The following is a 13,476-nucleotide window of genomic DNA, read 5'->3' on the forward strand; positions in this document are numbered from 1 at the left end:
ACAAATATGACAAAGGTCAACTCTCTGACTAGCGGTGTCGTCCATTACTCACAGGAATAAAGGACGACACTGACAGACGATTTTTAGAACCCTTCGAGCACGATCTTGCCCTTGGCCTTGCCGCTTTCCAGCAGCGCGTGGGCGCGGCGCAGGTTTTCTGCGTTGATCACACCGAAGTGCTCACCCACCGTGGTTTTCAAGGTGCCGGCGTCGATCAGGTCAGCCACACGGTTGAGCAGGTTGTGCTGTTCGATCATGTCCGGCGTCTCGAACATCGAGCGCGTGTACATGAACTCCCAATGCAACGACAGGCTCTTGCGCTTGAGCTTGCTCACATCCAGCGCCTTGGGGTCGTCAATCAGCGCCAGCTTGCCTTGCGGCTCCAGGGCTTCCACCAGTTGGTCCAGGTGATGATCGGTCTGGGTCAGGCTGGCGACGTGTGTCACTTGCGGGTGGCCGGCGTTTTTCAGCGCTTCGCTCAGCGGCTGGCTGTGGTCGATCACCAGGTCGGCGCCGAGGGCCTTGGCCCATGCCTGGGTTTCCGGGCGCGAGGCGGTGCCGATGACTTTCAGCGCAGTGAGCTGGCTGGCCAGTTGGGTCAGGATCGAACCCACACCGCCAGCGGCGCCGACGATCAGCAGGCTTTGGCCTTCGTCGTCTGTACCTTCGCGCACTTGCAGGCGCTCGAACAGCAATTCCCAGGCGGTGATGGCGGTCAGCGGCAGCGCGGCGGCTTCGGCAAACCCCAGGCTCTTGGGCATGTGCCCGACGATGCGCTCATCCACAGTGTGCAGTTCGCTGTTGCCGCCCGGGCGTACCAGGGAGCCGGCGTAAAACACCTTGTCCCCGGCCTTGAACAGCGTCACGTCGCTGCCGACCGCCTTGACCACGCCAGCCACGTCCCAGCCCAGCACCTTGGCGGCGCCGTTTTCCGGGGCGACGTTCTGGCGCACTTTGGTGTCCACCGGGTTGACCGAGATGGCTTTGACTTCCACCAGCAGGTCACGCGGGCCGGCGACCGGCTCGGGCAGTTCGATGTCTTGCAGGGCGTGTGTGTCGGTGATCGGCAGTGAGGCGTAGTAGGCAATGGCTTTCATGTGGGCTCCGGAAAAGGGCGGTGATCAGGCAATAAATTTCAGGCGCTTGAGTTCGAAGTGCTCGATCACGTCAGCGGCCTTGGCGCGGAAATTCTGGATATGCGCGCTCTGGTCGTGGTCGGCCAGCGCTGCGTCGTCGCTCCAGCGTTCGAGCATGTAGAAGGTCTCGGGGTGTTGCAGGTCCTGGTGCAGGTCGTACTGCTCGCAACCGGCTTCCAGGCGGGTCGGCTCCAGGATGTCGCGCAGCAAGGATTCCAATGCGGCGTGTTGGCCGGGTTTGGCGATCAGCGTGGCGATGACGTTAAAGGCAGTGGACATATTCAACTCCTGGCACGTGATGAACGGGATGGGCAGATGATTGGCTATTTCCCAGGAAGATAAAAGCCGCTAAAACAGCAGTCTGTTTCAATGAAATATTGATAATCGGCGGGAATGCATGCTGCGTTTTGATGATTTGCAATTGTTTGTGCGCGCGGCGGACTTGGGTAGCCTGTCTGCTGCTGCGCGGGTCATGGACCTGTCGCCCGCGGTGGCCAGCGCTGCGTTGAAGCGCATTGAGCAGCAACTGGGCGCGCGGTTGCTGGCGCGCTCCACCCGCAGCTTGCGGCTGACCGCCGAGGGCGAAGGTTTTCTGGAATACGCCCGCGCCGCGCTGGGCTCATTGGACGAAGGGCGGCGCTTATTGGCCAGCGGCCAGGACCATGTCAGCGGCGTGCTGCAACTGTCGGCGCCGTCGGACTTCGGGCGTAATCAGCTGCTGCCGTGGCTGGATGAGTTCCAGCTTGAATACCCGCAACTGAGCATCCGCCTGCTGCTGGGCGACCGGATTGCCGACCTGTTTCGCCAGCCAGTGGACATCGCCCTGCGCTACGGCGAGCCCGAAGACTCGAGCCTGATTGCGCTGCCCATCGCCCCGGACAATCTGCGCGTGCTGTGCGCCGCGCCCAGCTACCTGGCGCGGCATGGCGAGCCGCGCCATCTGGAACAACTGGCCCAGCACAATTGCCTGCTGTACATGCTGAGCAGCCGCGTTCACGACCACTGGAGTTTTCACGACGGCAAGCGCGAAGTCAGCCTGACGGTGAGCGGTGACCGTTTCAGTGACGACGCTGATGTGGTGCGCCGCTGGGCCGTGGCGGGGGTCGGCATTGCCTATAAGTCCTGGCTGGATGTGAGCAGCGACGTGCTGGCCGGGCGCTTGCGCGTGATCCTGCCGGAGCTGCGCGGCGAGCGCACGCCGCTCAACCTGCTATGCGCCCATCGTGCGCAATTGAGCAAACCCATCAACCTGCTGCGGGAAATGCTCGTGGCCCGCTGTGCGATGTTGACGGCGCAATGGCCGGAGCGATTAAGCGTCGCGCAATAGCCTCCATCAAAGCAGGAAATTTCACTCAGACCCTGTCCCTATCCGCGCCGTCAGACGCCGCGGAATGGGCGGTTTGCGCCCCTATACTTCAGTTCCAACCGCAGCAGACAAATGATTAACAAGGAGTGAATACATGGAAGCGGCACCTTGCATCAGTCACATCGCCAGCTTGCTTTGCGAGCCCAAGCGCACCGCCATGCTCTGGGCCTTGATGGACGGGTCGGCCAAATCTTCAGAAGAGTTGGCGACGCTCGCCGGGTTGTCATCGGCCTCGGCCATCGCCCATTTGTCGCGGCTGACCGGGGGTGGATTGCTGCGGGTGGAGGCCCGGCGCGGCAAGCGCCTGTTTCGTATGGCGGCCGCCGATGTCTGCGTTGCCATCGACGCGTTGGCCAGTACCACCATGGCCAGTGCCGCGCGCAGTACGCCGAATGTATTGCCGCCGGCATTGCTGGCGCCGGCACCTTTGCGGCGCGCACGCTTATGCCACGGCCACCTGGGCGGAGAGTTGGCGGCGGGGCTTTATAGGCGGATGTTGGAGGCCGGCTGGATCGACCGTTATGAACAGCGTACCGACGTCACCCTGGCGGGCGTGCGGCAGCTGGCGGCCATGGGCATTTTTACCCAGGCACTGGGCGCGCCCTTGGCGTGCGATTGTTTTGACTGGAGCCAGCAGCAACCGCACCTGGGCGGTGCATTGGGGACCGGGCTGCTGAAACTGTTTATGCAGTCCGGCTGGATCAGCCTGGTCAACGAGTCCCACGCCTTGCTGGTCACCGACCTCGGGTTTGCAGAAATCAACCGGCTGGCCGCGTTGTAGCAGGGCAATGGTCGTTCAGAGTTTCAGTCAGGTCGCATCCAGCAATTAGCGGCGCAAACGTTACCGCACACTCGCCGAGGGGTTTCTTCACACAGGGGGTGCGGCATGGGTATGCAAGGCTATAGCGCAGCGGAACGGCTGGAACGGTTGCCCATCAGCGGTTACCACCGAATCATCTTCATCATCATCGCCCTGGCGTTTTTCTTCGATTCCATGGACCTGGCGATGATGACGTTTCTGTTGGGCTCGATCAAAACCGAGTTCGGCCTGAGCACGGCCCAGGCCGGGTTGCTGGCCAGTTCGAGTTTTTTCGGCATGGTGGTCGGTGCGTCTTTGTCCGGGATGTTGGCGGATCGTTTTGGGCGCAAGCCGGTGTTCCAGTGGAGCATCGTGTTGTGGGGCCTCGCCAGCTACCTGTGTTCCACCGCGCAAACGGTGGAGACGTTGACGCTGTTTCGCATTCTGCTGGGGATCGGCATGGGCATGGAGTTTCCGATTGCGCAGTCGATGCTTTCGGAGCTGATCCCGGCCAAAAGGCGCGGGCGCTATATCGCCTTGATGGATGGCTTCTGGCCGCTCGGTTTTGTGGCGGCGGGCGTGCTGTCTTACTTCCTGCTGCCGGTGATTGGCTGGCGCGACATCTTCTTGGTGTTGGCCGTGCCGGCGGTGTTTGTCCTGGCGATTCGGTTTTTTATCCCCGAGTCGCCGCGCTGGCTTGAACAGGCAGGACGGCACGAAGCGGCAGACAAGGTGTTGCAGGGTATTGAGCAAAAAGTGCGCGACTCGCTGGGGCGTGCCGACTTGCCGGAGCCCATCGCGTTGCCACGGGTGGAGAGCGTGCCGGGGACGTTTTTCTCGGCGTTTCAACAACTGTGGTCGGCGCAATATCGCCAACGCACGATGATGATCTGGAGCGTGTGGTTCTTTGCATTGCTTGGCTTTTACGGGCTGACCTCCTGGCTGAGCGCGTTGTTGCAGCAGTCGGGTTTTGCCGTGACTCAGTCGGTGTATTACACGGTGATCATCTCTCTGGGCGGGATTCCCGGCTTCCTGATGGCGGCCTGGCTGGTGGAGCGCTGGGGGCGCAAACCGGTGTGTGTGGTGACGTTGCTGGGCGGCGGGGTGATGGCGTTTCTGTATGGGCAGAGTGCGGTGTTTGGCGGCAACGTGGGGCTGCTGATTACGTCGGGGCTGTTGATGCAGTTCTTTCTGTTTGGCATGTGGGCGGTGCTGTACACCTACACGCCGGAGCTGTATCCCACATCGGCGCGGGCCACGGGTTCCGGGTTTGCCTCGGCGATTGGCCGGGTTGGGTCATTGCTGGGGCCGTTGGTGACCGGGCTGGTGTTTCCGATAACCGGGCAGGGCGGGGTGTTTGCCTTGGGCGCGCTGTGTTTTGCGGTGGCGGCGCTGGTGGTGTGGGTGTTTGGGATGGAGACGAAGGGGAAGACCCTGGAAGAACTTACCGAAATCTAAAGCCGGGTGAGGTCAATGTGGGAGCGGGCTTGCTCGCGAAAGCGGTGCTTCAGTCGACATATGCATTGACTGACACACCGCCTTCGCGAGCAAGCCCGCTCCCACATTTAGCCTGCATTTATTCAGTGAATAAGTGTTATGGCTTTACCAACCGCGCATCCAGGCTGTTCTGCGCCAGGCGTTTGGCCTGGTCCTGGGTCATGCCCAGGCTGGTGTACAGCGCGTGGAAGTTCTCGGTGACATAACCACCGAAGTACGCCGGGTCATCCGAGTTGACCGTCACCTTCACACCACGCTCGAGCATGTCGAGAATATTGTGTTGGGCCATGTCATCGAACACGCACAGCTTGGTGTTGGACAGCGGGCACACGGTCAGCGGGATCTGCTCGTCGATGATGCGCTGCATCAAACGCTCGTCTTCGATGGCGCGTACGCCGTGGTCGATGCGCTGGATTTTCAGCAGGTCGATGGCTTCCCAGATGTACTCCGGCGGGCCTTCTTCGCCGGCGTGGGCCACGGTAAGGAAGCCTTCGTGACGGGCACGGTCGAACACGCGCTTGAACTTGCTTGGCGGATGACCCATTTCCGAGCTGTCCAGGCCGACGGCCACAAACGCGTCACGGAACGGCAGGGCCTGGTCGAGGGTTTTCTCGGCTTCGGCTTCGCTCAAGTGGCGCAGGAAGCTCAAGATCAAACCGCTGGTGATACCCAGTTGCTGCTCACCATCTTTGAGCGCAGCGGCGATGCCGTTGAGCACCACTTCGAACGGCACGCCACGGTCGGTGTGGGTTTGCGGGTCGAAGAAGGGTTCAGTGTGGATCACGTTCTGTGCTTTGCAGCGCAGCAGGTAGGCCCAGGTCAGGTCGTAGAAATCCTGGGAGGTGCGCAGCACATCCGCGCCCTGGTAGTACAGGTCGAGAAACTCTTGCAGGTTGTTGAAGGCGTAGGCCTTGCGCAGGGTTTCGACGTCGTCCCACGGCAGTGCAATCTTGTTGCGCTCGGCCAGGGCGAACAGCAGCTCAGGCTCCAGCGAGCCTTCCAGGTGCAGGTGCAATTCAGCCTTGGGCAGGGCGTTGAGCCAATCGTACATTTTCTAAATTCTCATCAGGTGCAATGGCGGCATTCTACAGGCCATGGCTGAAATAATCGGCAAAACCTGACCAGCAGGAGAGTATTGCTTTTATTCACGCAAGGAGCGCGTGAACTAAGGTGTAACGAAACGTTAGCGGCGTGGTGCAGTCTGTACCCCATCAATGACTGATTTGCTGCACGAAAAGGCCCGGAATGCTCACATCCCTCAAGCAAGAAAAATACATGCTGTTGGCGCTGATTGCCGCCATCGCCGCCTACCCGTTGGAGCACTGGATGCTGCACAGCGGGCAAATCGTGGCGCTGCTCAGCGGAGTGGCGCTGATTGTGTTTATCGTCGTGGCCTCGATGCGAGTCGCCCACCATGCCGAGCAACTCGCGGAAAAGGTCGGCGACCCTTACGGCACCATGATCCTGACCCTTGCCGCCGTGCTGGTAGAAGTGGTGATCCTGGCGATCATGATGAGCAACGAGCCTTCGCCCACCCTGGTGCGCGACACCATTTACTCGGCGGTGATGCTCGATATCAACGGCATCCTCGGCCTGGCCGCGCTGATGGGCGGCATCAAGCATGGCGAACAGTCCTATAACGATGACTCGGCGCGCAGCTATAGCGTGATGATCCTCACCGCCATGGGCGTGTCGATGGTGGTGCCGGAATTTATCCCCGAGGCGGACTGGAAAATTTACTCGGCCTTCACCATCGGCGCGATGATGCTGCTCTACACCCTGTTCCTGCGCATGCAGGTGGGGCCGCACAGTTATTTCTTCAGCTACAGCTACCCGGAAAAACGCCGCAAGAAACAGCCGGAAGAACAGCAGGAGCCGCCGATCAGTTTGGCTTTCTCCATCGGCACCTTGGTGTTTGGCGTGATCGTGATCGGCGCACTGGCCGAGGTGATGTCCAAGACCCTCGACCTGGGTTTGGAAGGTACGGGCGCACCGCCGGTGATCACGGCGATTGTGGTCGCGGCCATTTCGGCGGCGCCGGAGATTCTGACGGCGTTGCGCGCGGCGTTGGCCAACCGCATGCAGTCGGTGGTGAACATCGCACTGGGTGCGTCTTTGTCGACGGTGATCCTCACCGTGCCGGTGATGGAGGCCATGGCGCTTTACACGGGCCAGCCGTTCCAGATGGCGATGACGCCGGTGCAGACCGTGATGGTGCTGATCACGCTGGTGGTCAGCGCGATCAACCTCAACGATGGCGAAACCAACGCCATCGAAGGGATGACCCATTTTGTGTTGTTTGCGACGTTTATCATGCTGTCGCTGTTGGGCCTGTAAACACCACAGAACCCAATGTGGGAACTGGGTTGTGTGGGAGCTGGCTTGCCTGCGATGCAGACACCTCGGTTTTTCAGTTGCACCGAGATGATGCTATCGCAGGCAAGCCAGCTCCCACAGAGGCCCGCTCTCACATTTTCGAAGGTGTTTCTTCAGTTAAGTTTTGTTGATCAGTTCCCGCGCCGCCTGGCTGTGATCGGCGATCAAGCCTTTGAGATCCAGGCCCTCAACCTGCCCATCAATCACCCGCCACTTACCGCCAACCATCACCCGATCCGCGCGGTCCGCACCGCACAGCAGCAGCGCCGAAATCGGATCGTGGCTGCCGGAGAAGCGCAGCTCATCGAGCTTGAACAGTGCCAGGTCGGCCTGTTTGCCCACGGCCAACTCGCCAATATCCGTACGCCCCAGCAACTGCGCGGAGCCCTTGGTGGCCCAGCCCAGCACGCCTTCGGGGGTGATCTTTTCTGCGCCGTAACGCAGGCGCTGGATATACAAGGCCTGGCGCGCTTCAAGGATCATGTTCGATGCATCGTTGGAGGCGGAGCCATCCACGCCAAGACCAATCGGCGCGCCGGCGGCAAGCAGGTCCAGGGTCGGACAGATGCCGGACGCCAGGCGCATGTTCGAGCTTGGGCAATGGCAGATGCCGGTGCCGGCGGCGCCGAGGCGCGCGACTTCATCCGGGTTGAAGTGAATGCCATGGGCCAGCCAGGTGCGCGGGCCGAGCCAACCGACGCTGTCGAGGTAGTCGACGGTGCGCAGGCCGAAACGCTGCAGGCAGAAGTCTTCTTCGTCGAGGGTTTCCGCCAGATGCGTGTGCAGGCGCACGTCGAGGCTGTTGGCGAGTTCGGCGCTGGCTTGCATGATTTGCGGCGTGACCGAAAACGGCGAGCAGGGCGCCAGGGCAATCTGGATCTGCGCGCCGTCGCCGCGTTGGTGGTAGGTGCGGATCAGGCGCTGGCTGTCTTCGAGAATCACGTGGCCTTGTTGCACGGTCTGTTGCGGCGGCAGGCCGCCGTCGGCTTCGCCCAGGCTCATGGAACCGCGAGTGAGCATGGCGCGCATGCCCAGTTCGCGCACGCTTTCGACCTGTACGTCGATGGCATTTTCCAGACCGTCGGGGAACAGGTAGTGATGGTCCGCCGCGGTGGTGCAGCCCGAGAGCAGCAATTCAGCCAAGGCGACTTTGGACGCCAGCGCGAGTTTTTCCGGGGTCAGCCGGGCCCAGACTGGGTACAGGGTTTTCAACCATGGGAACAAGGGCTGGTTAACCACCGGCGCCCAGGCGCGGGTCAGGGTTTGGTAGAAGTGGTGATGGGTGTTGATCAGCCCGGGCAGGATCACGTGTTCGCGAGCATCGAACACTTGCCCGCAAGGCACGGCGGGCTCTTTTCCCCAGCCGAGCACTTCGGTGATCACACCGTCTTGCAGCACCAGGCCGCCACGGGCGTCGAGGCCATTGGCAGTGAAAATCGCGAGGGGGTTTTTTAACCAGATACGGGTCGCAGGCATTGGCCGGCTCCTCTGAATGATGGGTTCAGGTTTGCCAGCTCAGTGTTGCCCTGTCTGCTGATCCAGGGTCGCCGGTGAGGGCGAGGTCGGTAGATTACGTGTTGTCAGAGGTTGGGTCTACATTGCTCAATGCAGGAGGGAGCAAGCCCTCCCACATTTTGATCCGTGGTATTACCAGGCGATGGTGTCGCCTTTGTAGTCGATAAAGTGATGGCCGCCCTTGCCGGTGTAGGCATTCACTTGATCCACCAGGCCACGCACGCTGGTGTCCACATCGATGTGCGCGTTCTCGCCGCCCATATCGGTTTTCACCCAGCCTGGGTGCAGCGACAACACGGTGAGTTTGTGGTCACCCAGTTGCGTAATGAAGCTGTTGGTCATGGAGTTGAGTGCGGCCTTGCTGGCCTTGTACAGCGCCAGGTCGGAACCGTCGGGAATGGTCACGCTGCCGAGTATCGAACTCATGAAGGCCAGCACGCCGCTGTCTTTGCGAATCTGCCCGACAAAACGCTGCGCCAGGTTGATCGGTGCCACCGCGTTGGTGAAAAACAGCTGGCCGACTTCCGCCAGGGTGGCGTGGCCAGGCTCCTGGTTGGCCGGGCCCTTGACGCCGGCGTTGACGAACAGCAGGTCAAGGGTGCGGTCCTTGAGGCGCTGGCTCAGGGCGATCACGGCTTGCTGATCGTCCATGTCCAGCTTCTCGATGTGTACCGGGCCCACGGCTTTCAGCGCATCGGCCTTGCTCGGGTCACGCACGGTGGCAGTCACATCCCAGCCGTCCTGGAGCAATTGCTTGACCAAGCCAAGGCCCAGCCCGCGGGAGGCGCCGATAATCAGTGCGGTTTTTGGCGTAGACATGAAGGCTTCCTTTTGAGTCGCGGTTCAGTGAATTCGGCTGACAACATTACCCCAGGCGTAGGCAAATAGGGTCAAGTGTTGCTGGTTAAAAAAAAAACAGCGCCCGCAAGCCCTTATGACAGAAGGGTTACGGCTGGATGTGCTCAGGTTATCCACAGGCAGGTGCACAGTAGATGTGGGCAATTTCAGCGTTGCAGCAGGATGCGCCCACGGCTCAGGTCGGCAAGCTGGGTTTGCAGGGTGTCGATGTGCGCTTCGCCCAGAGCCAGTTGCAACTCCACGCCATTGGCGGTGAAGGTTTCTTCCACAACTAACCCGCCCAGTTCGGCGACGCGCAGTTTGACCAGGTTCAATTCGGAAAACCCGCAGGCGCAATTCAGTGGCACACGGCTGATCAGCTCGATGCGCTCGGCGGTTTGCAGGCATTTGTTCGCGCCGCCGCCGTAGGCACGGGCCAGGCCGCCGGTGCCCAGTTGGATGCCGCCGTACCAGCGAATCACCAGCACCGCGACTTGATCAAACCCTTGGGCCTCGATGGCGGCCAGGATCGGTCGCCCGGCGGTGCCGCCGGGTTCACCGTCGTCGTTGCTGCGGTACTGGTCGGCGAGTTTCCAGGCCCAGCAGTTGTGGGTGGCGTTGAGGTCGCTGTGTTGCTCGAAAAACGCCTGGGCGTCTTGCGCGCTGGTAATCGGCGCCGCGAGGGTGATGAAGCGGCTTTTGCGTATTTCTTCACGAAATTCGCAAAGGCCGGTGAGCGTGAAAGGCATAAGTCGCTTCGATTATTGGGCTGGCTTGATGCCACAGCCTTTGAGAATGATGTGGATCAGGTTAGTGCCGGCGTCTTCCATGTCTTGCTTGGTCAGCTTGGTGCGACCGGTGACGCGGCAGATCTGGGTGGCAAAGTCGGCGTAGTGCTGGGTGCTGCCCCACAGCAGGAAGATCAGGTGCACGGGGTCGATGGGGTCCATCTTGCCGGCGTCGATCCAGGCCTGGAACACGGCGGCGCGGCCGCTGAACCAGGCGCGGTAGTCCTGGCTGAAATATTCGGTGAGGCATTCGCCGCCACTGATGATTTCCATGGCGAAGATCCGCGAGGCCTGCGGGTGGCGCCGGGAAAACTCCATCTTGGTGCGGATGTAGCGGGTGAGGGCCACGGCCGGGTCATCCTCGGCGGTCAGCGCGTTGAAGGTGCTGTCCCAGAGTTCGAGGATGTTGCTCAGCACCGCGATGTACAGGCCAAGTTTGTTGGTGAAGTAGTAATGCAAGTTGGCTTTGGGCAGCCCGGCACTTGAGGCAATGGTGTTCATGCTGGTGCCTTTGTAGCCATGGCGCGCGAACTCGTCTTCAGCAGCCTGCAGAATCGCTTGTTCATTTTTTTGCCGAATACGGCTGGCGGGTTTACCGGCGTGGTTGCTGTGGGCAGGAACTTCGAGGCTCATGGAGGTTTCCGTGCTGATCGAGAGAGACGACGTGTGCACAGATAACCCACCCTCAAGCCCCAGACAAGTCCCGATGCAATAAAAGCGTCAAAGCGGTTCCAGAGTGTCGCTTTCCAGTGCGTGGTTTGCGGCAGTGGAGGCCGCTTTGGCTTCCGGTAACAAAAGACACAGCACAATCGCAGTCAGGCCGCCGCTGGTGATAGCTGAGTCGAACAGGTTTTGCACCAGCGAGGGCATCAAGTGCAGCAGGTCCGGTTGGGCGGCAATGCCCAGGCCGACGCCGAACGAGGTGGCGATGATCAGCATGCTGCGTCGGTCCAGCGGCGCCTGGGCCAGGATGCGCACGCCAGCAGCGGCCACACTGCCGAACATCACCAGGGTTGCGCCGCCCAATACCGGCTTGGGAATTTGCTGCAGCACGGCGCCGATCAGCGGAAACAAACCGAGGCAAAACAGCAGCACGCCGATGTACAGCCCGACGTAACGACTGGCCACGCCGGTGAGCTGAATCACGCCGTTGTTCTGCGCAAAGGTGGTGTTGGGAAAGGCGCTGAAGGTGGCGGCGATCATGCAACTCACGCCATCGCCCAATACACCGCCTTTGAGTCGGCTTATATAAGAAGGGCCGCTGATGGGCTGGCGCGCAATCATGCAATTGGCGGTGAGGTCGCCGACCGTTTCGATACTGCTGATCAGATAAATCAGCGCGATAGGCAGGAAGGCGCTCCAGTCGAAGTTGAAACCGAAGCGAAACGGCATGGGCACGCTGATCAACGGCAAATCAGGCAGGGCTTGGGGCACCAGCTTGCCGCTGAACCACGCGGCCAAACTGCCGAGGGCCAGGCCGATGATGATCGCCGAAAGACGTACCCACGGCGTGTTGGAGCGGTTGAGCAGGATGATGGTCAGCACCACGAACACGCCCAGTGCCAGGTTGATCGGCGCACCAAAGTCCGGCGCGTTGAACCCGCCGCCGAGGTCGGTGATACCGACTTTGATGAGGCTGATGCCGATCAGTGTGATGACAATCCCTGTAACTAATGGCGTGATTACTCGACGTAGCTGGCCGATGAAGCGGCTCAGCACGATCTGCACTGCTGCGCCGAAAAAGCACACGCCAAAGATCATCGCCATGATGTCTTCCGGGCTGCCGCCGCGTTGCTTCACCAGGAATCCCGCCGACAACACTGCGCCGAGAAACGCAAAGCTGGTGCCTTGCAGGCAGATCATCCCGGCGCCGATGCCAAACGGCCTGCGTGCCTGAATGAAAGTACCGACGCCGGAAACCATCAACGCCATGCTGATCAAGTAGGGCAAATGGGCGGTGAGGCCCAGGGTGGAGCCGATAATCAGTGGCGGGGTGATGATGCCGACAAAAGCTGCCAGCACATGTTGCAAGGCGGCCAGTAGTGCGGGAATGGGTTTCGGGCGGTCGTTGAGGCCGTAGATCAGGTCGCTGGGGCTGGCGTTTTCTGGTGGCATGGTGGGCAAACTCGGGGCGGACGGTTCAAGGTCCTGGCTGCCTTGCAAAAAGCTGTCCAGTTGCTCAGCTTTTGACGAGAGGCCCGAGTTAGCGCGTTGCTGCCAAACTCTCGAGGAAGCTTTCCAGCACCAAATGAGGGCGGCGGCCCTTGCGCGTGACCGATGCGAGGCTTAAATCGTAAAAACGTGTAGTCGGTTTCAGCGCGCGCAGTCGGCCTTGTTGCACCCACAGGCTGGCGTAGTGATCGGGCAGGTAACCAATGTAACGACCAGTGAGGATCAGGAACGCCATGCCTTCGCGGTCCGAGGCGCTGGCGGTGCAATTGAGTGCCTGGTAATGCGCCTGGATCTCGGCGGGCAGGCGGAAGGTGGGGGCGATGGCGTCCTGGCTGTCGACGCGGGTGTCGTCCAGCTGCTTGTCGTCGGCATAAAACAACGGGTGGCCGACCGCGCAATAGAGCAGCGAGCGCTCGCTGTACAACGGCTGGTATTCCAGGCCGGACAAGGCACTGGCCTGGGGCACCACGCCGACGTGCAGGCGTCCGTCGAGTACGCCTTGCTCGACTTCGTTGGGGGCGATCATGCGGATTTGTATCTGCACGTCCGGCCCGCGTTCCTTCAACTGCGCCAAGGCGTGGGTAATGCGCATGTGCGGCAGGGTGACGAGGTTGTCGGTGAGGCCGATGATCAGCTCGCCGCGCAAATGCTGGTGCAGGCCGTTGACCTCAGTGCGAAAGCTTTCCAGGGCACTTAACAGTTGCAACGCCGATTGGTAGACCTCGCGGCCTTCTTCGGTCAGCGAGAAGCCGGCGCGCCCGCGTTGGCACAGCCTTAAGCCGAGGCGCTGCTCCAGGTCGCTCATTTGCTGGCTGATGGCCGAGCGGCCGATGCCGAGCACGGTTTCTGCGGCCGAGAAACCGCCGCATTCCACCACGCTGCGAAAGATGCGCAACAGGCGAATATCGAAGTCGCTGACTTGGGCCAGTGGGTCGGGTCGACGGCTGCTCATAGTTTAGTGAAGGCCTGACTGAAGGTTAGAAGAGTTGA

Annotated in this window: 13 protein-coding genes; 4 read left to right on the forward strand and 9 right to left on the reverse strand. The window is 61.0% G+C overall.

Features of this window, described 5'->3' with window-relative positions; translation table 11 throughout:
- Positions 1-83: 83 nt before the first annotated feature.
- The gene (locus tag PspR76_RS03555) at positions 84-1,097 is read right to left on the reverse strand and encodes a zinc-binding alcohol dehydrogenase family protein (RefSeq protein ID WP_159953993.1); all 1,014 of its coding nucleotides are present in this window, start codon (positions 1,095-1,097) and stop codon (positions 84-86) included.
- A 24-nt stretch (positions 1,098-1,121) separates the two neighbouring features.
- The gene (locus PspR76_RS03560; RefSeq protein ID WP_159953994.1) at positions 1,122-1,415 is read right to left on the reverse strand and encodes a putative quinol monooxygenase; all 294 of its coding nucleotides are present in this window, start codon (positions 1,413-1,415) and stop codon (positions 1,122-1,124) included.
- Positions 1,416-1,533: 118 nt separating this feature from the next.
- Here PspR76_RS03560 and PspR76_RS03565 point away from each other — a divergent pair, with 118 nt between their 5' ends.
- From PspR76_RS03565 to PspR76_RS03575, 3 genes are all read left to right on the forward strand, one after another.
- Complete coding sequence (locus PspR76_RS03565) at positions 1,534-2,463, forward strand: LysR family transcriptional regulator (RefSeq protein WP_159953995.1); 930 nt, start codon at positions 1,534-1,536, stop codon at positions 2,461-2,463.
- Between the two features lie 133 nt (positions 2,464-2,596).
- Positions 2,597-3,283, forward strand: a complete 687-nt coding sequence (locus PspR76_RS03570) for a winged helix-turn-helix domain-containing protein (protein ID WP_159953996.1) — start codon at positions 2,597-2,599, stop codon at positions 3,281-3,283.
- 105 nt (positions 3,284-3,388) lie between these two features.
- The gene (locus PspR76_RS03575; RefSeq protein ID WP_159953997.1) at positions 3,389-4,759 is read left to right on the forward strand and encodes an MFS transporter; all 1,371 of its coding nucleotides are present in this window, start codon (positions 3,389-3,391) and stop codon (positions 4,757-4,759) included.
- Between the two features lie 136 nt (positions 4,760-4,895).
- Here the strand turns inward: PspR76_RS03575 and PspR76_RS03580 are convergent, their stop codons facing one another.
- The gene (locus PspR76_RS03580) at positions 4,896-5,849 is read right to left on the reverse strand and encodes an adenosine deaminase (protein WP_159953998.1); all 954 of its coding nucleotides are present in this window, start codon (positions 5,847-5,849) and stop codon (positions 4,896-4,898) included.
- A gap of 194 nt (positions 5,850-6,043) precedes the next feature.
- Between PspR76_RS03580 and PspR76_RS03585 the strand changes: the two genes are divergently transcribed.
- Positions 6,044-7,135, forward strand: coding sequence for a calcium:proton antiporter (locus PspR76_RS03585; RefSeq protein WP_159953999.1), 1,092 nt, complete (start codon positions 6,044-6,046; stop codon positions 7,133-7,135).
- Between the two features lie 156 nt (positions 7,136-7,291).
- On the opposite strand, the gene PspR76_RS03590 is transcribed toward PspR76_RS03585, so the two are convergent.
- The 6 genes from PspR76_RS03590 to PspR76_RS03615 all read right to left on the reverse strand — a co-directional run bounded on the left by PspR76_RS03590 (position 7,292) and on the right by PspR76_RS03615 (position 13,438).
- Positions 7,292-8,650: an 8-oxoguanine deaminase gene (locus PspR76_RS03590; protein ID WP_159954000.1), complete on the reverse strand. Its 1,359-nt coding sequence runs from the start codon at positions 8,648-8,650 to the stop codon at positions 7,292-7,294.
- Positions 8,651-8,821: 171 nt separating this feature from the next.
- Positions 8,822-9,508: an SDR family oxidoreductase gene (locus PspR76_RS03595; protein WP_159954001.1), complete on the reverse strand. Its 687-nt coding sequence runs from the start codon at positions 9,506-9,508 to the stop codon at positions 8,822-8,824.
- Positions 9,509-9,693: 185 nt separating this feature from the next.
- Positions 9,694-10,275 carry an IMPACT family protein gene (locus tag PspR76_RS03600; RefSeq protein ID WP_159954002.1) on the reverse strand — a complete coding sequence of 194 codons (582 nt, stop codon included), beginning with the start codon at positions 10,273-10,275 and terminating at the stop codon, positions 9,694-9,696.
- 12 nt (positions 10,276-10,287) lie between these two features.
- Positions 10,288-10,947, reverse strand: a complete 660-nt coding sequence (locus PspR76_RS03605) for a TetR/AcrR family transcriptional regulator (RefSeq protein WP_159954003.1) — start codon at positions 10,945-10,947, stop codon at positions 10,288-10,290.
- 87 nt (positions 10,948-11,034) lie between these two features.
- The gene (locus PspR76_RS03610; protein WP_159954004.1) at positions 11,035-12,429 is read right to left on the reverse strand and encodes a uracil-xanthine permease family protein; all 1,395 of its coding nucleotides are present in this window, start codon (positions 12,427-12,429) and stop codon (positions 11,035-11,037) included.
- A gap of 88 nt (positions 12,430-12,517) precedes the next feature.
- Positions 12,518-13,438, reverse strand: a complete 921-nt coding sequence (locus PspR76_RS03615) for a LysR family transcriptional regulator (RefSeq protein ID WP_159954005.1) — start codon at positions 13,436-13,438, stop codon at positions 12,518-12,520.
- Positions 13,439-13,476: the final 38 nt, after the last annotated feature.

The organism is Pseudomonas sp. R76, from assembly GCF_009834565.1.
Classification (GTDB): domain Bacteria; phylum Pseudomonadota; class Gammaproteobacteria; order Pseudomonadales; family Pseudomonadaceae; genus Aquipseudomonas.